General features: G+C 76.5%; 9 protein-coding genes. 7 read left to right on the top strand and 2 right to left on the bottom strand.

The features are described 5' to 3' along the window. Positions 1-108 precede the first annotated feature (108 nt). The 4 genes from KLI87_RS34790 to KLI87_RS34775 are packed head-to-tail and all read left to right on the top strand — an operon-like array spanning position 109 to position 6,451. Complete coding sequence (locus KLI87_RS34790; RefSeq protein WP_308166433.1) at positions 109-1,179, top strand: iron chelate uptake ABC transporter family permease subunit; 1,071 nt, start codon at positions 109-111, stop codon at positions 1,177-1,179. After that, entirely contained in the window at positions 1,176-2,201 is a 1,026-nt protein-coding gene (locus KLI87_RS34785; RefSeq protein ID WP_156220504.1) for an iron chelate uptake ABC transporter family permease subunit, read from the top strand. The genes KLI87_RS34790 and KLI87_RS34785 overlap by 4 nt, the downstream gene beginning before the upstream one ends. Beyond that, positions 2,198-3,007, top strand: a complete 810-nt coding sequence (locus KLI87_RS34780; RefSeq protein ID WP_156220505.1) for an ABC transporter ATP-binding protein — start codon at positions 2,198-2,200, stop codon at positions 3,005-3,007. The genes KLI87_RS34785 and KLI87_RS34780 overlap by 4 nt, the downstream gene beginning before the upstream one ends. 30 nt (positions 3,008-3,037) lie before the next feature. Beyond that, positions 3,038-6,451, top strand: coding sequence for a non-ribosomal peptide synthetase (locus tag KLI87_RS34775; RefSeq protein ID WP_214620419.1), 3,414 nt, complete (start codon positions 3,038-3,040; stop codon positions 6,449-6,451). A 10-nt stretch (positions 6,452-6,461) separates the two neighbouring features. On the opposite strand, the gene entS is transcribed toward KLI87_RS34775, so the two are convergent. After that, a complete protein-coding gene (gene entS, locus KLI87_RS34770) occupies positions 6,462-7,715 on the bottom strand; it encodes an enterobactin transporter EntS (protein ID WP_214620418.1) in 1,254 nt (417 codons plus the stop codon). Between the two features lie 77 nt (positions 7,716-7,792). Here entS and panD point away from each other — a divergent pair, with 77 nt between their 5' ends. Both panD and KLI87_RS34760 read left to right on the top strand, forming a co-directional pair. Continuing rightward, a complete protein-coding gene (gene panD / locus KLI87_RS34765; protein WP_214620417.1) occupies positions 7,793-8,200 on the top strand; it encodes an aspartate 1-decarboxylase in 408 nt (135 codons plus the stop codon). A gap of 2 nt (positions 8,201-8,202) precedes the next feature. After that, the gene (locus tag KLI87_RS34760) at positions 8,203-9,765 is read left to right on the top strand and encodes an AMP-binding protein (protein WP_214620475.1); all 1,563 of its coding nucleotides are present in this window, start codon (positions 8,203-8,205) and stop codon (positions 9,763-9,765) included. 52 nt (positions 9,766-9,817) lie between these two features. Here KLI87_RS34760 and KLI87_RS34755 read toward each other — a convergent pair whose 3' ends face one another. Beyond that, entirely contained in the window at positions 9,818-11,143 is a 1,326-nt protein-coding gene (locus tag KLI87_RS34755) for a salicylate synthase (RefSeq protein WP_250904561.1), read from the bottom strand. Between the two features lie 122 nt (positions 11,144-11,265). On the opposite strand from KLI87_RS34755, the gene KLI87_RS34750 reads away from it, so the two are divergent. Then, positions 11,266-23,253 (top strand): non-ribosomal peptide synthetase, encoded by an 11,988-nt coding sequence (locus KLI87_RS34750; protein WP_214620416.1) that lies wholly within the window; start codon positions 11,266-11,268, stop codon positions 23,251-23,253. Positions 23,254-23,275: the final 22 nt, after the last annotated feature.

Genomic DNA, 23,275 nt, shown 5'->3' with positions numbered 1-23,275 from the left:
TCCAATACGTCTGTATGGCAAGCAATATGACTGTATACCATACGAGCGTATTGGAACAGGGTGTGACAGGGTCTTCAGCGGCGAGTTAGCTTAGGCTAGCCTTATCGCGTGCTGTCGTCCGTGCGGAGAACCCCCGTCCCACGCCCCGGAGGCCCCGGGGGCCGCGCGGGTCCGGCGGCCGTCCCGCGCCGCGTCCTGCGCTGGGGCGGGCTGGTGCTGCTCGCCGCCGCGCTGCTGCTGACCGCCGCCGCCAGTCTCGCGATCGGCGCCGAGCACGTCCCGCCCGGAGAGGTCGTCTCCGGCCTGCTCTCGCCCGACGACTCGCAGTCCTCACTGATCGTCCGGGAGCTGCGGCTGCCCCGCACGCTGCTCGGCCTCGCGGTCGGCGTCGCGCTCGGCCTGGCGGGCGCGGTGATGCAGGCGCTCACCCGCAACCCGCTCGCCGAACCCGGCATCCTCGGCGTGAACGGCGGCGCCGCGCTCGCGGTCGTCGCCGTCATGAGCGCGTTCCGCGTGGACGAGGTCCTCGTCTACGTGTGGGCGGCGTTCGCCGGTGCGGCGGGCGCGGCGGCCCTGGTCTACCTGGTCGGCGCGCGCGGCCGGGGCGGGGCGTCCCCGGCGCGGCTGGTGCTGGCCGGCGCCGCCGTCAACGCCGTGTTCACCGCGCTGACCGCCGGGCTGATGCTGCTCAGCCCGCGCACGTTCAACGGCTTCCGGTTCTGGCAGGTCGGCTCGCTCGGCGGGCGCGGCATGGACGTCCTGCCCCGCGTGCTGCCGTTCATCGCCGCCGGCACGGTGCTGGCGCTGCTGCTGGCCCGGCCGCTGAACGCGCTCGGCCTCGGCGAGGACGCGGGACGCGCGCTCGGCGCGCGCCCCGGCCGCACCCGCGCGCTCGGCGCCGTCGCGGTGGTGCTGCTGTGCGGGTCGGCGACGGCGGCCGCCGGGCCGATCGCGTTCCTCGGCCTGGCCGTCCCGTTCATCGTCCGCGCGGCCGTCGGCCCCGACCAGCGCTGGGTGCTGCCCTACTCGCTGCTGCTCGCGCCCGTCCTGCTGCTCGGCGCCGACATCGCCGGACGCGTCGTCGCCCCGGGCGAGCTGGAGACCGGCATCGTCACCGCCTTCCTCGGCGCGCCGCTGTTCATGCTGATGGTCCGCAGGGGAAGGACACGCGACCTATGAGCCGGACCCTGCGGGCCGGGGGACTGTCGCTGCGCTTCGAACCGCGCTCCGCGCTGGTGTGCGGGGTGCTGGCGCTGGTCGCGGCGGGCGCGGCGGTGCTCGTCGTCGGCTCGGGCGAGTTCCCGATCCCCGCCTCCGACGTCGTGCGGGCGCTGCTCGGGCAGGGCGACCGGGCGACCGAGTTCATCGTCACGACGCTGCGGCTGCCCCGCGCCGTCACCGGGCTGCTCGCCGGGCTCGCGCTCGGGCTGAGCGGCGCGGTCTTCCAGAGCATGTCGCGCAACCCGCTCGGCAGCCCCGACCTCATCGGGTTCACCACCGGCTCGGCGACCGGCGCGCTGCTGCAGATCCTGGTGTTCGGCGGCGGCGCGGTCGCGATCACGGTCAGCTCGGTCGCGGGCGCGGTGCTCACCGCGCTCGCGGTCTACCTGGTCGCCTACCGCCCCGGTGGCGGCGGCGTGCACGGCGTCCGGCTGGTGCTGATCGGGGTCGGCGCCGCCGCGATGCTGGAGGCGCTGAACTCCTACCTCATCACCCGCGCCGAGCTGCGCGAGGCCTACGAGGCGGCGTTCTGGCTGACCGGGAGCCTGAACGGGCGCGGCTGGGAGCAGGCCGTCCCGCTCTCGATCGCGCTGGCGGTGCTCGTGCCCGCCGCGCTCGCGCTCGGCCGCCCCCTCGCGATGGGCGAGCTGGGCGACGACGCGGCGCAGGCGCTCGGCGTGCCCGTCCAGCGGACCCGCGCGCTGCTCGTCGTCGTCGGGGTGGGTCTGGTCGCCGCCGCGACCGCCGCCGTCGGCCCGGTCCCGTTCGTCGCGCTCGCCGCGCCGCAGCTCGCCCGGCGGCTGACCCGCCGCGCGGGCGCGCGGCTGCTGCCCGCCGCGCTGACCGGCGCCGCGCTGCTGGCCTGCGCCGACCTGATCTCGCTGCACCTGCCGGTCGCCGTGCCGGCCGGCGTCGTCACCGGCGTGCTCGGCGGCGCCTACCTGGCGTGGCTGCTGTCCACCCGGAAGGGGACGACATGACGAGGCTCCGCGCGGACGCCCTCACCCTCGCCTACGACCGGCGCGTCGTCGCCGAGCGGCTCGGGGTGGAGATCCCCGACGAGTCGTTCACCGTCATCGTCGGCCCGAACGCGTGCGGGAAGTCGACGCTGCTGCGGGCGCTGGCCCGGCTGCTGCGCCCCCGCGAGGGCACGGTGCTCCTGGACGGCGCGCCGATCTCCGCGCTGCCGCCCAAGCGCCTCGCGCGCCTGCTCGGGCTCCTTCCGCAGTCGTCGATCACACCCGAGGGCATCACGGTCGCCGACCTCGTCGCGCGCGGCCGCTACCCCTACCAGGGGCTGCTGCGCCAGTGGTCGCGCGAGGACGAGGGCGCCGTCGCCGAGGCGCTGGAGGCGGTGGGCGTCGAGGACCTCGCCGACCGCGTCGTGGACGAGCTGTCCGGCGGCCAGCGGCAGCGCGTCTGGCTCGCGCTCGTCCTCGCCCAGCGGACGGGCATCCTGCTGCTGGACGAGCCGACCACCTACCTCGACATCGCGCACCAGGTCGAGGTGCTCGACCTGTGCTCGCGCCTGCACGAGGAGGGGCGCACGCTCGTCGCGGTGCTGCACGACCTCAACCACGCCTGCCGGTACGCGACGCACCTGATCGCGATGCGCGACGGCGAGATCCGCGCGCAGGGCCCGCCGGGGGAGATCGTCACGGCCGGGCTCGTCGAGGAGGTGTTCGGGCTGCCGTGCCGGGTCATCGACGATCCGGAGACCGGCACGCCGCTGATCGTCCCGGTCGACCGGCGGCGGGCGTTGACGCCGAAAAACCCCCTCAATTAGGTTAGCCTTACCTAATTCGAGGGGAGTTCCGTGCTGACCTGGGAAGAGCTGCAGAGCGCGCTGGCCGAGGTGCTCGACGAACCCGCCGGGCCCGGCGACAACCTCATCGAGCTCGGGATGGACTCGATCCGGCTCATGCAGTTGACCGGCCGGCTGCGCCGCCGCGGCGTCGAGGTCCGCTTCGCCGAGCTGGCCGAGCGCCCCACGCTGGCCGAGTGGTGGGACCTGCTCACCGAACGCGGCCAGGCCGAGCCCGCGGCGGGCCCGCCGCCGGGCACCGATCCCCTGGACGCCGGCCTCCCCGGCACCGACCTCTCCGACATCGACCTCTCCGATAGCGAGCCGGACGAGCCGTTCCCACTCGCGCTCATGCAGCACGCGTACTGGATCGGGCGCGACTCGGGCCAGGCGCTCGGGTCGGTGGCCGCGCACCTCTACGTCGAGCTGGACGGGCGGGCGATCGACCCGGCGCGGTTCGAGGAGGCCGTGCGGGCGCTCGTCCGGCGGCACCCGATGCTGCGCGTCGCCGTGCTGGACGACGGCACGCAGCGCGTCCTGCCCGAGCGGCCGGGCCCGGCGGTCACCGTCCACGACCTGCGCGAGGCCGCGGACCCGGACGCGGAGCTGGAGCGGATCCGCGCGGAGATGTCGCGGCAGCGGCTGCCCATCGAGGAGGGCCGCGTGTTCGACGCGCGGCTGAGCCTGCTGCCCGGCGGCACCGCGCGCCTGCACCTGGACGTCGACATGGTCGCCGCCGACGCGATGAGCTACCGCGTCCTTCTGGCCGACCTCGCCGCGCTGTACGCGGGGGAGTCCCTCGCCCCGATCCGGTACGGCTACGCCCGCTACCTCGCCGACGACCCGCGCGCCGAGGCCCGCGAGGCCGACCGGCGCTGGTGGGCCGGGCGCCTCGCCGACCTGCCGGGCCCGCCCGAGCTCCCGGTCGTCGCCGAGCCGGGAAACGAGGTCGAGCGCCTGCACCACCGGCTGTCGCCGGAGGACAAGGACCGCCTCCTCGCCCGCGCGCACGCCGAGGGCGTCACGCCCGCGATGGCCCTGGCCGCCGTGTTCGCCGAGGTCGTCGGCGCGTGGTCGGCGACGCCGCGCTTCCTGCTGAACCTGCCGCTGTTCCACCGCGAGCCCGTGCACCCGGACGTGGACACCGTCGTCGGCGACTTCACCGGCTCGATCATGCTGGAGGTCGACCTCACCGCCGAGCTGCCGTTCGCCGAGCGGGCGCGGGCCGTGCAGGCGTCGCTGCACACGGCGGGCGCGCACAGCGACTACTCGGGCCTGGAGGTGCTGCGGGACCTGGCGCGGCTGCGCGGCGAGCAGGTCCTCGCGCCGATCGTCTACACCAGCGCGCTGAACCTCGGCGAGCTGTTCGGCGGCGCCGTCCGCGAGCGGTTCGGCGAGCCCGGGTGGATCATCTCGCAGGGTCCGCAGGTGCTGCTGGACGCGCAGGTCACCGAGGTGTCGGGCGGGCTGCTGCTCAACTGGGACGTGCGGCGCCCCGCGTTCCCGGACGGCGTCGCCGAGGCGATGTTCGCCGCCTACACCGCCGCGATCACCAGGCTCGGCGCGTCCGGCGCCGACTGGGGCGAGCCGCTCCGCGTCGCCGCGACGCCGGAGCAGCTGCGCGTCCGGGCGGCGCTCAACGCCACCCCGGCGCCGCCTCCCCGCACCCTCACCGAGGGCTTCTTCGACCACGCGCGCCGCACGCCGAGTGCGCCCGCGCTGCACTGGGGCGACGGCGGCACGCTGACCTACGGCGAGCTGGCCGACCGCGCCCTGCGCGTCGCGGCCGGCCTCGCCGCCGGGGGCGTCCGGCCCGGTGACCGCGTGTCGGTCGAGCTGCCGAAGGGCCCCGACCAGGCCGCGGCCGTGCTCGGTGTCCTCGTGGCGGGCGCCGCCTACGTCCCGATCGGGGCCGGGCAGCCCGCCGCGCGCCGCGCGCGGATCCGCGCGGGCGCGGCCGTCGCCGCGTCCATCACCTCGGGCGCGGTTCCGGAGGTCGAGCCCGCGGCGGGGCCGGTCGGAGTGCGTCCCGAGCAGGTCGCCTACGTGCTGTTCACGTCCGGGTCCACGGGCGAGCCGAAGGGCGTCGAGGTGTCGCACGGCGCCGCGATGAACACCATCGGCGACCTCACCGCCCGGTTCGGGCTCGGGCCGGGCGACCGCACGCTCGCGGTCTCGGCGCTCGACTTCGACCTGTCGGTGTTCGACCTGTTCGCGCCGTGGTCGTCGGGCGGGGCGGTGGTCGTCCCGGCCGAGGACGAGCGCCGCGACGCCGCGCGCTGGGCGGAGCTGGCGCGCCGCTGGTCGGTGACGGTGCTCAACTGCGTCCCGTCCGTCCTGGAGATGCTGCTGCGCGCCGGCGCCGACCATGCCGGGAGCCTGCGGCTGGTCCTGCTGGGCGGCGACTGGGTGGGCACGCACCTGCCCGGACTGCTGGCGGAGCGCGCGCCCGGCGCCCGGTTCGCCGCGCTCGGCGGCACCACCGAGACCGCGATCCACTCGACCGTGCAGGAGGTGGCGGGCGAGGTCCCGGCCGACTGGCACGCCGTCCCGTACGGGGTGCCGCTGGGCGGCGTCGCGTGCCGGGTCGTGGACGAGGCGGGCCGCGACCGCCCCGACTGGGCGACGGGCGAGCTGTGGATCGGCGGCGCGGGCGTCGCGGACGGCTACACCGGCGACCCCGCCCGCACCGCCGACCGGTTCGTCGTCCACGAGGGCGCCCGCTGGTACCGGACGGGCGACCTGGCCCGCTACCGCCCCGGCGGGACCCTGGAGTTCCTCGGCCGCCGCGACCACCAGGTCAAGGTGCGCGGCTTCCGGATCGAGCTGGGCGAGATCGAGGCCGCGCTGCGCGAGCACCCCGCCGTGACGCGGGCGGTCGCGTTCCTCCACAGGGGGAGCCTGGCCGCGGCGGTCGTGACCGGCGGGGCCGAGCCGGACCGCGAGGCGGTCCTCGCGCGCGCCCGCGACCTGCTCCCCCCGCACATGGTCCCCGAGCTGCTGCTCACGCCGGAGGCCCTCCCGCTCACCGCCAACGGCAAGGTCGACCGCGCGGCCCTCGCCGCGCTGGCCGCCGCCGAGACCGGGGAGGCGGCGCACGTCGAACCGCGCACGCCGCTGGAGAAGGTGTTCGCGCGGATCGTGGCCGAGGTGCTGGGGGCCGAGCGCGTCGGCGCGGACGCCGACTTCTTTGCGCTGGGCGGCGACTCCGTCCTCGCCACCACCGTGGTCGCGCGGCTGCGGGAGGCGCTCGACACGGCGGCGGCGCCCGTCCGCGTCCTGTTCGCCGAGCGGACGGTCGCGCGCGTCTGCCGCCGCCTCACCGAGCTGGAGGAGGCCCCCGGGCGGCTGGAGGCCGTCGCGTCCATCTGGCTGGAGGTCGAGGCGATGACGGAGGCCGAGGTCGAGGCCCGCCTCGCCCCCTGAGCGGTGCCCGTCAGGCGGCGGGCTCGGGATCGGAGCCCGGGGCGAGCGTCGCGGTGCGCAGGCCGGTCAGCGTGAGGGCGAGGGCCAGCGCGAGCGCGGCGCTGACCGTCCCGTAGAGGACGATGGCGGGGCCGGGGGCCAGGTAGCGGCCGAGGACCCCGGCCCCGAGCGCGCCGACCGCGCCGCCGCCGGTCTCCTGCGCCGCCCACAGGGCGTTCACCCGCCCGAGGTGGGAGTCGGGGGTGTGCGACTGGATGAGCCCGTAGCGCAGGATCTCCTCGATCGATGCCACGAACCCGTATCCGAGCAGGATCGCGACGGCGGCGCCCGGATGGCGGGCGAGGCCGAGGCACGCGAGCGCCGCGAAGCCGCTGACCGACGCGACGAGCAGCGCCCGCCCCGGCGCCCGCAGCCCTCCCGCCCACCCGCTGGTCACCGACGCGAGCACCGCCCCGCACGCCGGGGCCGCGTACAGGAGCCCGACCGTGGTGGCGCCGCCGTCCAGGCCGCGCGTCGCGAACGCGGGCATCAGCACCGGGATGCCGCCCGCGACCATGAACAGCAGCCCGAGCAGCATCAGCGACCCCACCACCCGGTGGGACGCGACGAACCGGAACCCGTCGGCGATCGCCTTCAGCGGGTGGCCCGCCGCGTCCTCCCCGCTCGGCTTGAGCACGGGGAGGGAGGTCAGCAGGCCGAGCGTCCCGAACGTGCCGGCGGCGGCCGCCGCGTAGTTCCACCCGACGCCGAACGCCGACACGACGAGCCCGCCGAGCGCCGGGGAGGCCATCGACCCGAGCCGGACGGTCAGCGCGTTCAGCGCCCCCGCCGCGACGAGCTTGTCGGGCGCGACCAGCGCGGGCGTCGCCGCGAGCAGCGCCGTGACGCTGACGCCGGTCGCGAGCCCGTCCCACGCCGCGAGGACGTACAGCGCCGCCGCCGACGGCGACGGTAGGAACGCGTTGAGGGTCAGCAGCGCGAACCCGACCCCCGCCGCCGCCCGCGCGCGCAGCATCAGCCGCCGCCGGTCGTGCCGGTCGGCGAGCACCCCGCCCCACAGGAACCCGGCCAGCAGCGCGGCGCCCTCGGCCGCCGACACCGCGCCGACGTGTACGGTCGAGCCGGTCAGGTCGTAGACCTGCACGGGCACCGCCACCATCAGCATCCCGATCCCGAACACCGAGACCGTGCGGGCGATGAACACGTTCCGGAAGGGCCTGCTGTCGCGCAGCGGGCCGATGTCCATCGCAAGGCGCCTGAGCATCGTCGGGGTTCTCCTCCGCCGGGGGGATAGCTAAGGTAAGCCTAGCCTTAGTTGGTCTTGAGAAAGAGGACGAACCGGTGCAGCGAACGCTGATGAACGGCAAGATCCACCGCGCGACCGTCACGCAGGCGGACCTGCACTACGTGGGCTCGCTCACGATCGACGCCGACCTGATGGAGGCGGCCGACATCGTGGAGGGCGAGCAGGTCCACGTGGTCGACATCACCAACGGCTCGCGCCTGGTCACCTACGCCATCACGGGGGAGGCGGGCAGCGGCGTCATCGGCGTCAACGGCGCGGCGGCCCACCTGGTGGCCCCCGGCGACCTCGTGATCATCATCACCTACGCCGCGCTCGACGAGGCGGAGCGCCGCGAGCACACCCCCCGAGTCGTCCACGTGGACGGCGCCAACCGCGTCGTCGCGCTCGGCTCCGACCCGGCCGAGCCCGTGCCGGGCGCGGCCGCCCAGACGGCGGGGCGGTGACCGTGGAAGGCTTCACCCCCTGGCCGCCCGACCTGGAGGCCCGCTACACGGCCGAGGGCTACTGGGGCGACCGCGTCCTCGGTGACGTCCTGCGCGGCGCCCCCGAGCGCCCGGCGCTGGTCGCCGGTGACGAGCGCCTCACCTACGCCGACCTGGACCTGCGCGCCGCGCGCACCGCGGCGGGGTTCCTGCGGCTCGGCCTCGGCCGCGGCGACCGCGTCGTCGTGCAGCTCCCGAACACGGCGGGCTTCGTCGTGGCGTTCCTCGCGCTGGTGCGGATCGGCGCGGTGCCCGTCCTAGCGCTGCCCGCGCACCGCGCGAGCGAGATCGGCTACCTGTGCGAGCTGTCGGAGGCGCGCGGCTACGTCTGCGGCGACACCGACGGCGACTTCGACTACCGGGAGATGGCCCGCGGCCTGCCGGTCGAGCACGTCGTCGTGGACGGCGAGGCGCAGGAGTTCACCGCCCTGTCCGCCCTCGACGCCGACCCGGTCGAGGCGGAGCGCCCCGACCCGTCCGACGTCGGGGTCTTCCTGCTGTCGGGCGGGACGACCGGGCTGCCGAAGCTGATCCCCCGCACGCACCGCGACTACGTCTACAACCTGGAGGCGAGCGCCGAGGTCTGCGGCTTCACCGAGGAGACCGTCTACCTCGTCGTGCTGCCCGCCGCGCACAACTTCGCGCTCGCCTGCCCCGGCGTCCTCGGCGTGTTCGCGACCGGCGGGACGGTCGTGCTGGCGCCGTCCGGGTCGCCCGACGACGCGTTCCCCCTCATCGAGCGCGAGCGCGCCACCGTCTGCGCGGTCGTCCCGCCGATCGCGCTGCTGTGGCTGGACGCGGCGAGCTGGTCGGGTGAGGACCTGTCGTCGCTGGAGCTGCTCCAGGTCGGCGGCGCGAAGTTCGCCGCCGAGCGCGCCGCCGAGGTGCCCGGCGACCTCGGCTGCCGGGTGCAGCAGGTCTTCGGGATGGCCGAGGGCCTGCTCAACTACACGCGCCTGGACGACTCCCGCGACCTGGTCGAGCACACCCAGGGCCGCCCGCTCTCGCCCGCCGACGAGATCCGCGTCGTGGACGAGGACGGCGAGCCCGTCGCCCCCGGCGAGGTCGGCGAGCTGCTCACCCGGGGCCCCTACACGCTGCGCGGCTACTACCGGGCGCCCGAGCACAACGCGCGCTCGTTCACCCCGGACGGCTTCTACCGCACCGGCGACCTCGTCCGCGTGCTGCCGACCGGGCACCTGGTCGTCGAGGGCCGCGCGAAGGACCAGATCAACCGGGGCGGCGACAAGATCTCCGCCGAGGAGCTGGAGGGCCATCTGCTCGCCCACCCCGCCGTGCACGACGCCGCCGTGGTCGGCGTCCCCGACGCGATGATGGGCGAGCGGACGTGCGCGTTCCTGGTCGTCCGCGAGAAGGAGCCCACGCTCCGCGAGCTGAAGGACTTCCTGCGCGCCCGCGGTGTCGCCGCCTACAAGTACCCCGACCGCGTCGAGACCGTCGAGACCTTCCCGCGCACCCCCGTGGGGAAGGTCAGCAAGAAGGCCCTGGCGGCCCGCCTGTCCTGAGCCGTCCCCGGCGTGCCGCCCCGCGCCCGGGCGGCACGCCGGGAGGCGGCGGTCAGGGGAGGGGGACGACGTGCGGGGCGATGCTGGAGAGCTTCTCGCAGGTCTCCTCGTACTCGCGGTCGGGGGTCGAGCCGAGGACGATCCCGGCGCCCGCGCGCAGCCAGGCGCGGCCGTCCTCGTTGTAGAGGGCGCGCAGCACGAGCGCGGAGTCGAGCGCGCCGTCGTGGGAGAGGGCGAGGACGGCGCCCGCGTACAGGCCGCGCGGCTCGTCCAGGCGGGTGATGGCCTCGATCGCCTCGCGCTTGGGGATGCCGGACGCGGTCACGCCGGGGAACAGGGCGGTCAGCGCGTCCCAGGCGGAGCGTCCGGGGGCGAGCGTGCCGCTGACGCTGGAGCCGAGGTGCTGGACGCTGCCGCGCTCCTTCACGGTCATGAACCCGGTGACGTGGACGCTGCCCGGTTCGCACACCCGGGTCAGCTCGTCCTGCGAGGTGCGGACCGACACCGCGTGCTCGAAGATCTCCTTGGGGTCGGTCTCCAGCTCGCGGCGCGTCCGCTCGTCGGCGTCGTGCCCCGCGCCGAACGCGCGCGTCCCGGCGAGCGGCTGGGTCATGACGCGTCCGGCGGCGTCCACGCTGGCGAGGACCTCGGGGCTGAACCCGGTGGCCTGGAAGCCGCCGAGGTCGAGCAGGAACGACCGCGCCGGGGTGTTGGCCCCGCGTCCGCGCACGTACGTGGAGACGACGTCCACGGGGAACGGCACGTCGAGGCGCCGGGAGACGATGACCTTCTGGTAGCGGCCCGCCTCGATGTCGGCGACGGCCTCCGCCACGCGGGGCTTGTAGGCCCCGGCGCCCACCCGGACGTCGACCGGGGACGGCGCGCCCGGCGGCGGGCCCTCGGCCCCGGCGAGGAGCTTGGCGATCTGCTCCGCCTCGGCGGGGTCGGCCGCGGTCACCCGGGCCCGGCCGCCCTCGACCCGCACCTCGGCGCGCGGCACGACCAGGTGCGCCAGCCGCCCGGACGGGCGGGACGCGGCGAACTCGAACGCGATCCAGCCGTAGGCGTTCCACGCGGGCAGCGGGGCGGCGGCGAACGCCTCCCGCAGCGCGTCCGCCGGGTGGCCCGACCACGGCCTGCTCACCGCGGGCACTCCCGGCCAGCGGGTGCGGACCGTCCCGGCGTCGAGGACGACCTCGCCCAGCGTCCCGCCCGCGAAGGTGTAGGAGTCCGGGCGCTCGTAGACGACGTAGTCGTCGAACAACCCGGAGCCGGCCAGCCGGGCCATGAGGGAGAGGGGCTCGGCGGTGTGCTCGACCACCCGCTCCGTGAGTTTCTGGTCGGTGTGCGCACCGTCGGTGTGCGGACGGATGGACAAGGCGGCCACTCCCTTTGTTCCGAGCCGAATCTCCAAACTTAGGTAAGGCTAACCTTGCAGGATTTTTATAGGCAAGGCTAACCTAACCCGCGGTGGTGAACCCGACAACGAAAGAGTTGAGCGTGCGGGATCAGACGACGGCGGTACGGCGGCGCGAACTGATGCGGCGGATGATGGCGGAGGCCGGGCTCGGCTCCGACTCCACCCGGCTCGCCCCCCGGGGATCGGACGGCCCCGCGCCGCTCTCGCACGCGCAGCAGAGCATGTGGCTGCACCACCGGGCGTTCCCGGCGAGCCCCGCCTACAACGTCTGCCTGCTCGTCCGGATGTCGGGCCCGCTCGACGCCGCCGCGCTGCGCGCGGCCCTGCGCGGCCTGATCCGGCGGCACGCGATCCTCCGCACCACCTATGCCGAGGATGACTCCGGCCCGGTGCAGATCGTCGGCGGCGACGACGCGCTCGACCTCGCCCCGATCCCGTGCGCGGACGCCGACGCGCGCGCGGCCGAGCTGGCGGCGCTGCCGTTCGACCTGCGCCGCGACCGGCCGGTCCGGTTGGAGCTGCTGCGGCTCGGCGAGGACGAGCACGCGCTGGTCCTCGTCGTGCACCACATCGCCTGGGACGGCATGACGTGGGGCTCGCTGTCGCGCGACCTGTCCGCGCTGTACCGGGCGGCGGTGGCGGGCGGGCCGGACGGCCTGCCCGCGCTGGACGTCCAGTACGCCGACTTCGCCGCGTGGGAGCAGGAGCGCCCCGAGAGCGAGGACGACCTGGCCTACTGGCGCGAGCGGCTCGACCCGCCGCCCGCGCCGCTGGACCTGCCCGCCGACCGGCCGCGCGGCGCCGCCGCGTCCGAGCGGGGCGGGCGCCGCGCGCGCCGGTTCGGCGACGCGGTCACCGCGGGCATGCGGCGGCTCGCGGCGGAGGAGAACCTCACCCCGTACACGGTGATGCTCGCCGCCTACGCCGTCCTGCTGCACCGCTACACCGGAGCCGAGGACGTGGCGGTCGGGTCGGCGGTGATGAACCGGGAGCACGCCGGGACCGAGCGGCTCGTCGGCAACTTCGGCAACACGCTGGTGCTGCGGACCGACCTGTCCGGCGCGCCGACGTTCCGCGAGGCGCTGCGCCGCGCCGGCCGCACGTGCGCCGAGGGCTTCGCGCACCAGACGCTGCCCTACGACCGCATCGTGCGGGAGCTGCGCCCCGCGCGCGGGCGGGGCCGGGCGGCGTTCTTCGACACGATGCTGCTGTTCCTCGCCCAGGAGATCGGCGAGCTGGACCTGCCCGGCGTCACGTCGAGCTGGACGCACGTCCACAACGGCACGACGCACTTCGACCTGTCGCTGGAGGCGTTCGTCCGGGCCGAGGGCATGACGGTCGAGGCGACGTTCCGGCGCGAGCTGTTCGACGACGACCGGATCGACGCGCTGCTCGGCCACCTGGAGACGCTGCTCGCCGCCGCGCTGGCGGACCCCGACCGCCCGATCGGCGCGCTGGAGCTGATGGGCGCGGACGAGCGCGCGCTCGTCGAGGCGGCCAACGCCACGCGGCGGGACGTGCCCGACACGACCGTGGTCGCGCTGTTCGAGGAGCAGGCCGCGCGGACGCCGCACCTGACGGCCGTCGAGTCGGAGGCGGGCCCGCTCACCTACGCGGAGCTGGACCGGCGCTCGTCCGCGCTGGCCGCCGCGCTGCGCGGACGCGGCGCGGGCCGCGACACCGTCGTCGCGCTGGCCCTGCCGCGCACGCCCGACCTGCTCGTCGCGCTGCTCGGCGTGCTGAAGGCGGGCGCCGCCTACCTCCCGCTCGACCTGGACCACCCGAGGGACCGCCTCGCCTACATGCTGGACGACGCGCGCCCCCGCTGCGCCCTCGTCACCCCCGAGACCCTCGGGCTGCTCCCGGACGGCACGGAGACCCTCGTCCTCGACGAGGTTCCGGACGACCCGGAACCGTCCACACCGGTACACGCCGACGACCTCGCCTACGTCATCTACACCTCGGGCTCGACCGGTCGCCCGAAGGGCGTGGCGGTCCCGCACGGCGCGCTCGCGAACTTCCTGCTGACCACCCGCGACCGGCTCGGCCTCACCCCCGCCGACCGGCTCGTCGCGGTCACGACGATCGCGTTCGACATCGCCGCGCTGGAGCTGTACGGGCCGCTGCTGGCGGGGGCGACCGTCGTGCTCGCGTCCCGCGACGCGGTCCGCGACCCGAACGCGTTGACGGCGCTGCTGAAGGACGCGACGATCGTGCAGGGCACGCCGTCGCTGCTCGGCACCCTCGCCCCGGAGGCGTTCACGGGGCTGCGGGTGCTGGTGGGCGGCGAGGCGCTCCCGGCGGAACTCGCGGGGACGCTGGAGCGGGCCGCGCACGCGACGAACATGTACGGGCCGACCGAGGCGACGGTCTGGGCGACCGCCGCCGACCTGCCCGCCGCGGGCATCGGGCGGCCGTTCTGGAACACCCGCGCCCACGTGCTGGACGCGGCGCTCCGCCCCGTCCCCCCGGGCGTCCCGGGCGAGCTGTACCTGGCGGGTTCGCAGCTCGCCCGGGGTTACGCCGGGCGGCCCGGCCTCACGTCGGAGCGGTTCGTCGCCGACCCGGCCGGGCCGCCCGGAGCCCGGATGTACCGGACCGGCGACCTCGCGCGGTGGAACCGGGACGGGACCCTCGACCACCTCGGCCGCACCGACGACCAGGTGAAGATCCGGGGGTTCCGGATCGAGCCGGCGGAGGCCCAGGCGGTGCTCGCGGCGCTGCCGGGCGTCGCGCGGGCGGCGGTCGTGGTCCGCGAGGACCGGCCGGGCGAGCCGAGGCTCGTCGGCTACTACGTGCCGGAGGGGGAGCCGGGCGACCTGCGCGGCGCGCTCGCCGCGGCGCTGCCCGAGTACATGGTGCCGTCCGCGCTCGTCCCGCTGGACGCGCTGCCCCGGACGGTGAACGGCAAGCTCGACCGCGCCGCGCTGCCCGCCCCCGAGGACGCGGCCGCCGCCGGGCCGGAGGGCCGCGCGCCCCGCGACGCCCGCGAGGCAGCGCTGTGCGCGATCTTCGCCGAGCTGCTCGGCCGCGACCGGGTCGGCGTCGACGACGACTTCTTCGCCCTCGGCGGGCACTCGCTGCTGGCCACCCGCGTCGCGGCGAAGGCCCGCGCCGCGCTCGGCGCGACGCTGTCGATCGCCGACGTCTTCGAGGCGCCCACGGTCGCCCTGCTCGCGCCGAGGCTGGTCGCGGGCGGCGGCTCGCGCGTGCGCGACGTCGAACGGCCGGAGGGCGACGTCCCCGCCTCGGCGGCGCAGCGGGGCCTGTGGCTGGAGGAGCGGCTGCGCGGCCCGTCCCCCTCCTACGCGCTGCCGCTCGGCCTGCGCCTGACCGGGCCGGTGGACGCGGCGGCCCTGCGCGCGGCGTTCGGCGACGTCGTCGCGCGGCACGAGGCGCTGCGCACGCTGCTGGTGGAGGGGCCCGACGGGCTGCCCGTCCAGCGGATCCTCGCCGCCGACACCCCCGCCCCCTTCACCGTCGTCGACGCGCGCGGCGGGGACGCGGCCCGGCGGGAGCGCGAGGCGGCGTCCCACGTCTTCGACATCGGCGCCGACCTGCCCGTCCGGGCCACGCTGATCCGCGCCGGGGACGAGGAGTGGTCGCTGGTCCTGCTGCTGCACCACGCCGCCGCCGACGAGTGGTCGTTCACGCCGCTGCTCGCCGACCTCGCCCGCGCCTACGCCGCCCGCCGCGAGGGCCGCGCGCCCGGGTGGGAGCCGCTGCCCGTCCAGTACGCCGACTACGCGGCCTGGCAGCGCGGCGCCGGCACCGGGGACCAGCTCGCCTACTGGGAGGACGCCCTCGCGGGGCTGCCCGGCGAGACGGTCCTGCCGGTCGACCGGCCGCGCCCGGCCGAGGCGAGCCACCGGGGCGGGCTCGTGCCGTTCCGGCTGCCCGCCGCCGGGGCGCGCGGGCTGGCCCGCGACACCGGGACCAGCGTGTTCATGGTCCTGCACGCGGCCGTCGCGGCGCTGCTCCAGCGGTCGGGCGCGGGCGAGGACATCGCGCTGGGCTCGCCCATCGCCGGGCGCGCCGACGAGGACCTGTCCGGCCTGGTCGGCGTGTTCGTCAACCCGCTCGTGCTGCGCGCCGACCTGTCGGGCGACCCGACGTTCGCCGAGCTGCTGGAGCGGGTGCGCGCCGCCGACCTCGCCGCGTTCTCCCACGCCGACGTGCCGTTCGGGCGGGTGGTGGAGCGGCTGGCGCCCGAGCGGTCGCTGGCCCGCGGCCCGCTGTTCCAGGTGATGGTCGTCCACCAGCGGCTGGAGGACGTGCGGCTCGCGCTGCCGGGCGTGCGCGCCGAGCCGTTCCTGCCCGAGACCGGCGGCGTGAAGTTCGACCTCGACCTGTACTTCGCCGAGGGCGGCGACGAGGTCGAGGGCTTCGCCGCCTACGCGGAGGACCTGTTCGACCGGGGAACGGTCGAGGGCCTGCTGGACGGGCTGACCACGCTGCTGGAGCAGGTCACGGCGGACCCCGGGCGGAGGCTGTCGTCGCTCGGCGCCCCCGTCGCGCACCCCGACACCGCCCGCGAGCTCCCCGCCGCGACCGCCGCCGCGCTCGTCGAGGCGCAGGCCGCCCGCACCCCGGACGCGACGGCCCTCGTCTTCGGCGGCACCACCCTCACCTACGCCGAGCTGGACGCCCGCGCCGAGGCCCTCGCCGACCGGCTCGCCGCCGCCGGGGCGGGCCCGGAGCGGGTCGTCGCGATCGCCCTGCCGCGCTCGGACGCGTTCGCGGTGGCGCTGCTCGCCGTGCTCAAGACCGGCGCCGCCTACCTGCCGCTCGACCTGGCCTACCCGCCCGCGCGGATCGAGGCGATGCTGGCGGCGGTCCGCCCGCTGCTCGTGCTCGGGCGGGACGAGCCGCCCCGGGACGCGCCGCGCCGCGTCCGCCCCGCGATCCTGCCCGGCCACCTCGCCTACGTCGTGTTCACCTCCGGCTCGACCGGGACGCCGAAGGCCGTCGCGGGCACCCAGCGCGCGCTGGCCAACCGGCTCGCCTGGGGCACCGGCCTGGCCGCGCCGGGCGTCCGCGTCGCCAAGAGCTCGCCCGCGTTCATCGACGGCACCACCGAGCTGCTCGGCGGCCTGGTCGCCGGGGACACCGTCGCCGTCGCCGACGACGCCACCGCGACCGACGCGGTCGCGCTCGCCGGGTTCGTCGAGCGGCACGGCGCCGCGACGGTCACGCTCGTGCCGAGCCTGCTGGCCGCGCTCGCCGAGAACGGGGCGCCCGCGTCCGTCACCACCTGGATCAGCAGCGGCGAGGCGCTGCCGCCCGCGCTCGCCGCCCGCGTCCCCGGCCGGGTCGTGGACCTGTACGGATGCTCGGAGGCGGCGGGCGACAGCCTCGCCGCCCCGCCCGGCGGCGGGGGCCTGGCCCCCATCGCCAACACCCGCGCCCACGTCCTGGACGCGGCGCTCCGCGAGGTCCCCGTCGGGGAGCTGTACCTCGCGGGCGACGGGCTCGCGCGCGGCTACCTCGCCGACCCCGCACGCACCGCCGAGCGCTTCGTCGCGGACCCGTTCGGCCCGCCCGGCTCCCGCCTCTACCGCACCGGCGACCGCGTCCGGCGGCTCCCCGACGGGACCCTGCGCTTCCTCGGCCGCGCCGACGACCAGATCAAGCTGCGCGGGTTCCGGATCGAGCCGGGCGAGGTCGAGGCCGCGCTCGCCGCGCGGCCCGGCGTCCGCCGCGCCGCCGTCACCGCGCACGGCTCGCGCCTGGTCGGCTACGTCGTCGGCGACGCCGACCCCGAGGAGCTGCTGGACGGGCTGCGCGCGACGCTCCCCGGCCACCTCGTCCCGGCCGACCTGGTGGTCCTGGACGAGCTGCCGCTCACCCCGAGCGGCAAGACCGACCGGCGCGCCCTGCCCGACCCGGGGCGTCCCGCCGCCGGGCGCCCGCCCGCCACCGAGACCGAGCGCGTCCTCGCGCGGCTCGCCGCCGCCGTCCTGGAACGTCCCGACGTGGGCGCCGACGACGACTTCTTCCGCGCGGGCGGCGACAGCATCAGCGCCGCGCTGCTGGTCGCCCGCGCCCGCCGCGCCGGGGTGGCCTTCACCGTCCGCGACGTGTTCCGGCTGCGGACGGTCGAGGCCCTCGCCCGCGCCGCCGCGCCGCCGCCCCCGGCCCTCGCCCCGGCTCCGGAGGACGCGACCGGTGAGCTGCCCCTCTCCCCGCTCCAGGAAGGGCTCCTGTTCCACCTGATGCTCGCGGGCGAGGGGCGCGACATCTACGTGCAGCAGGCCGTGGTGACGCTGTCGGGGCCCGTCGACCCCGAGCGGATGCGGGACGCGGCGCGCGCCGTCCTGGAGAAGTACCCCAACCTGCGCGCCGGGTTCCGGACCGACGGCGACCGCGCCGTCCAGTTCGTCCCCGACTCCTTCGAGGTGCCCTGGACCTACGCCGAGGTCGCTCGGGACGGGCTCGACGCGTTCGCCGACGCCCAGCGGGCCGAGCCGTTCGACCCGGGCGCGCCGCCGCTGCTGCGCTTCGCGCTGGCGAGGGTCGGCGCGGACGACCACCGCCTCGTCCTGACCTCCGAGCTGATCCTGCTGGACGGCTGGTCGGGCGGCCTGCTGGTCACCTCGCTGCTGGAGGGCTACACCGACGCCGCCGCCGAGGCGGCCCGCCCCGTCGCGCCGTTCCGCGCGTTCCTGGACTGGGTGAACGGCCGCGACCGCGACGCCGCCGTGGACGCCTGGCGGCGGGCGCTCGCCGGCTTCGACGAGCCCGCGCTGGTCCGTCCCGCCCTCGCCGGGGCGCCCGCCGACCTCGCCGCCGCCGGGGAGACGCGCCGCGTGCTGCCCGCCGGGCTCGCCGGACGGCTCGACGCGGTCGCCCGCGAGCGCGGCGTCACGCCCGGCACGCTGTTCGAGACGGCGTGGGGCCTGGTCCTGATGGGCCTGACCGGACGCGACGACGTGGTGTTCGGCGCCTCGGTGTCGGGCCGCCACCCCGACGTGGACGGCGTCGAGTCCATGGTCGGGCTGCTGTTCAACACCATCCCCGTGCGGGTGCAGGCCAGGCCCGCCGACCCGGCGTCGGCCGTGCTGGAGCGCGTCCAGGCGGCCCGGTCCGAGCTGTTCGACCACGCGCACGTCGCGCTCGCCGACGTGCAGCGCGCGACCGGCCTCGGCACCCTGTTCGACACGCTGTTCGTCTTCCAGAACTTCCCCGGCATGCCGACCGGGCGCGGCTTCGGCCCCGGCGGGGACCTGCGCGTCCTCGGCAGGGAGGTCCGCGACGCCACCCACTACCCGCTCACGGTGGTCGTCGAGCCGGGGGCCGGGCTCCGCGTCATGTACCGGGGTGACGCGTTCACCGCGGCCGAGGCCGAGCGGATCACCGACCGGTACGTCCGCGTGCTGGAGACGCTCGCCGAGGCGCCGGAGACGCCGTGCCACGGCCTCGACCTGCTCGTCCCGGCCGAGCACGACCGGCTGCGGCGCGACTGGGACGAGGCGCGGCACGCCGTCCCCGAGCTGACCGTGGCCGAGCTGCTCGCCGAACGGGCGGCCGAGCGCCCGGACGCGCTCGCGCTGGTGTCGCAGCCGGACGTCCGGCTCACCTACGGGGAGCTGAACGCCGAGGTCAACCGGCTCGCGCGGCTGCTGATCGCGCACGGCGCCGGGCCCGAGCGGGTCGTGGCGCTGGCGCTGCCCCGTTCCGCGCGGATGGTCGTGGCGCTGTTCGCCGTGCTGCGGACCGGTGCCGCCTACCTGCCGCTCGAACTCGACTACCCGGCCGACCGGCTCGACTTCATGCTCGCCGACGCCGCGCCCGTCTGCCTGGTCTCGCACCGCGACATCGCGGCGGGCCTCGCCCACTCCGGCGCCACGATCGCGCTGGACGACCCGGAGACCGCGCGGGCCCTCGCCGACCTGCCCGGCGGGGACCTCGCACCCGACGAGCCGAACGGGTTCGCGCCCGGCACTCCGGGACGCCTCGACCACCCCGCCTACGTCATCTACACCTCCGGCTCGACGGGCCGCCCCAAGGGCGTGGTGACGCCGTACCGCGGGCTGACGAACATGCAGTTCAACCACCGCGCGAACATCTTCGACCCGGTCGTGGCGGCCGCCGGGCGCGGGCTGCGCATCGCCCACACCGTCTCGTTCTCCTTCGACATGTCGTGGGAGGAGCTGCTGTGGCTGATCGAGGGCCACGAGGTGCACGTCTGCGACGAGGACCTGCGCCGCGACGCCGAGGCGCTGACCGCCTACCTGCGCCGCCACGAGGTCGACGTCATCAACGTCACGCCGACCTACGCCCAGCAGCTCCTCGACGAGGGCCTGCTGGACGGCGGGCACCGGCCCCCGCTGGTGCTGCTCGGCGGCGAGGCCGTGCCCGCGTCGGTGTGGGACCGGCTCGCGCGCGCCGACGGCGTCCTCGGCTACAACCTGTACGGACCGACCGAGTACACGATCAACACGCTCGGCGGCGGCACCGCCGACAGCGCCACCCCGACGGTCGGCAAGCCGATCTGGAACACGCGCGGCTACGTCCTGGACGGCTGGCTGCGCCCCGTCCCGCCGGGCGCGCCCGGCGAGCTGTACATCGCGGGGGACGGGCTCGCGCGCGGCTACCTCGGCCGTCCGGGCCTGACCGCCGAGCGGTTCGTCGCCGACCCGTTCGCGCCGGAACCGGCGGGCGGCCGCATGTACCGGACGGGCGACCTCGTCCGCGTCCGCGCGGACGGCAACATCGACTTCCTCGGCCGCACCGACGACCAGGTGAAGATCCGCGGCTACCGCGTCGAGCTGGAGGAGGTCGAGAGCGCGCTCGCGGCCGAGCCCGGGGTGGGACAGGCGGCGGTCGTCGCCGTCGACACCGAGGTCGCGGGCGTGAAGCGGCTGGTCGGCTACGTCGTCCCGGACGGGGCGCGCGAGGGCGCGGCGGGGGAGCAGCTCGCCGAGTGGCGGCAGATCTACGACGCCGAGTACACCGAGATCGGCACCGTCGTGCACACCGAGGAGTTCGCGGGCTGGGACAGCAGCTACGACGGCGCCCCCATCCCGCTCGACGACATGCGCGAATGGCGGGAGACGACCGTCGAGCGCATCCGCGCGCTGCACCCGGAGCGCGGCCCCGGCCGCGTGCTGGAGATCGGCGTCGGCGCCGGGCTGATCCTGACCCGGATCGCGCCCGAGGCCGAGGAGTACTGGGGCACCGACTTCTCCGAGCCGGTCATCGGCAAGCTGCGCCGCGACCTCGGCCCGGACTCGCCCGTCCGGCTCAGCGCGCAGCCCGCGCACGACACCGGCGGCCTGCCGCGCGGCCACTTCGACACCGTCGTGGTCAACTCGGTCGCGCAGTACTTCCCCGGCCCCGGCTACCTGGAGGACGTGGTCGCGAAGGCGCTGGAGCTGCTCGCGCCGGGCGGCGCGCTGTTCCTCGGCGACGTCCGCGACCTGCGCTCGGTCCACTGCCTGCACGCCGCGATCCAGCTCGGACGCGGCGGCGGCGACCTCGCGGCGGTCGACCGGGCCGTCCGGATGGAGAAGGAGCTGCTGCTCGACCCGGCGTTCTTCACCGCCCTGGAGGGGCCCGCCCGGGTGGACGTCCTCACCAAGCGCGGAACGCGCCACAACGAGCTGACCAGGCACCGCTACGACGTCGTGCTGTGGAGGTCGGCGCCGCCCGCGCCGGACACGCCCGCCGTCGAGTGGACCGGCCTGGACGACCTGCGCCACCGTCCGCCCGGCCCGCTCAGGGTCCGCGGGATCCCCGACCCCCGGCTGTCGGGCGAGGTCGCCGCGCTGGAGGCGCTGCGCGGCGGCGCGTCCCCGGACGAGGCGCGCGCGATCCTCGCCGCCCCGCCGGACGGAGTCGAACCCGAGACCCTCCACGAACTCGACCCGGGCGTGGTGCTCACCCCGTCCGACCGGATCGGCCGGTACGACGCGGTCTTCGGCGGCGGCGCCGCGAGCCCGGCCGCGGACCCGGGCCGCCCGCCCGCGTCCTACGCCAACGACCCGGTCGCGGCCCGCGACCACGGCACGCTGGCGGCGCGGGTCCGGGAGGCGCTGAAGGCGCGGCTGCCCGGCTACATGGTGCCGAGCGCGGTCATGACGCTGGACGCGCTGCCGCTGACCGTCAACGGCAAGCTCGACCGGCGCGCGCTGCCCGCCCCCGGCCGGGACGGCCCGCGCCGCGAGGGGCGGCCGCCCCGCACGCCCGTCGAGCGGCTGCTGTGCACGCTGTTCGCCGAGGTGCTGGACGCGCCCGGCGCCGGGATCGACGACGGCTTCTTCGACCTCGGCGGCCATTCGCTGCTCGCCACCCGGCTCGTCGGGCGGGCCCGCGCCGTGCTCGGCGCCGAGCTGTCGATCCGCGACCTGTTCGAGGCGCCCACGGTCGCCGAGCTGGCGGCACGCCTGCACGACCGCGCGGGCGAGAGCACCGCGCCGCGCCCCGTGCTCGCGCCGCGCGAGCGCCCCGAACAGGTCCCGCTGTCGTTCGCGCAGCGCCGCCTCTGGCTGCTCGACCAGCTCCTGCGCGAGGACGACGGGCCGCGCGGCGCCTACCACCTGCCGCTCGCGGTGCGGCTGCGCGGCGACCTGCACCGCGCCGCGCTGGAGGCCGCGCTCGCCGACGTCACCGCCCGGCACGAGAGCCTGCGCACGGTCTTCGCCGAGCACGACGGCGTCCCCTACCAGCGGATCCTGCCGCCGGAGGAGGCCCGCCCCGTCCTGGAGGTCGCGGCGGGCACGCCGGAGGAGTTCATCGCGCGGCCGTTCGACCTCGCCGCCGACCCGCCGCTGCGCGTCGCGGTGTTCCCCGAGGGCGACCGCGAGCACCTGCTCCTCGCGGTCTTCCACCACATCGCGTTCGACGAGTGGTCGTTCGGGCCGTTCGCCCGCGACGTCGCCGCCGCCTACGCCGCCCGGCTGGAGGGGAGGGCGCCCGATCTCGCGCCGCCGCCCGTCCAGTACGCCGACCACGCGCTGTGGCAGCGGGAGCTGCTCGGCGACCCGCTCGACCCGGGCAGCGTCCACGCCCGCCAGCTCGGCCACTGGGCGCGCGCGCTCGCCGGGATCCCCGAGGAGATCCCGCTGCCGGTCGACCGGCCCCGCCCCGGGACGGTCGGCCAGCACGGCGCCACCCACGCGGCCGTGCTGCCGCCCGGCCTCACCGCGCGGCTGCGCGGGGTCGCCCGCGACGCGGGCGCCAGCATGTTCATGCTGTGCCAGGCGGCCGTCGCCGCGCTGCTGCACCGCACGGGAGCGGGCGAGGACATCCCGCTCGGCAGCCCCGTCGCCGGACGGACCGAGGAGGCCGCCGGCGGGCTGGTCGGGTTCTTCGTCAACACGATCGTGCTGCGCGCCGACGTGTCCGGCGCGCCGACCTTCGCCGAGCTGCTCGGCCGCGTCCGCGAGAGCGCGCTGGAGGGCCTCGCCCACCAGGACCTGCCGTTCGAGGCGCTGGTCGAGGCGCTGCGCCCGCGCCGGGTGCCCGGCCGCAACCCGCTGTTCCAGGTTATGGTCGGCTACGAGAACCAGGGCGCCGGCGACGTCGTCTTCCCCGGCCTGGAGCAGCGCGAGGCGCTGTTCGGGCCGGGCGCCGCGAAGTTCGACCTCGATTTCATCTTCCGCGAGGACGCGGCGTCCGGCGACCTGCGCCTGCTCGTCGACTACTCCGCCGACCTGTTCGACGCCGGCACGGTCGCCGCGCTGGCCGCCGGGCTCGTCGCGGTGCTGGAGGCCGCCGCCGCCGACCCGGGCGTGCCGGTCGCCGCGCTGCCCTCCGCCGGGGCCGCGCGCGCCGTGACCGCCGAACGCGTCTCCGCGCCGCGTTCCGGGGTGTCCCGCGCCGCCGCGTCCGGCGGCGACCTGGAGGCGGCGCTGTGCCGGATCTTCGCCGAGGAGCTGGGCGTTCCCGAGGCCGGGCCCGACGACGACTTCTTCGACCTCGGCGGGCACTCGCTGCTCGCCATGAGGCTGGTGCGGCGGATCAGGCGGGAGCCCGGGTGCGCGGGGCTGAAGGTCGCGGCGCTGATGTCCGCGCCGACGGTCGCCGGGCTGCTCGCGCACCTGGAGGGCGGGCGGGGGGAGTGAGAGTCCTCATACGGCCTGACCT

The sequence above is a fragment of the Actinomadura sp. NEAU-AAG7 genome (assembly GCF_018603865.1).
Lineage (GTDB): Bacteria > Actinomycetota > Actinomycetes > Streptosporangiales > Streptosporangiaceae > Spirillospora > Spirillospora litoris.
Note: the sequence above shows the minus strand (reverse complement) of the source record. Positions and strands in the feature narration are given on the sequence as shown.

Coding starts and splice junctions, on each gene's coding strand:
- KLI87_RS34785 (WP_156220504.1), top strand. CDS start 1,176: ATGAGCCGGACCCTGCGGGCCGGGGGACTGTCGCTGCGCTTCGAACCG.
- KLI87_RS34780 (WP_156220505.1), top strand. CDS start 2,198: ATGACGAGGCTCCGCGCGGACGCCCTCACCCTCGCCTACGACCGGCGC.
- entS (WP_214620418.1), bottom strand. CDS start 7,715: ATGCTCAGGCGCCTTGCGATGGACATCGGCCCGCTGCGCGACAGCAGG.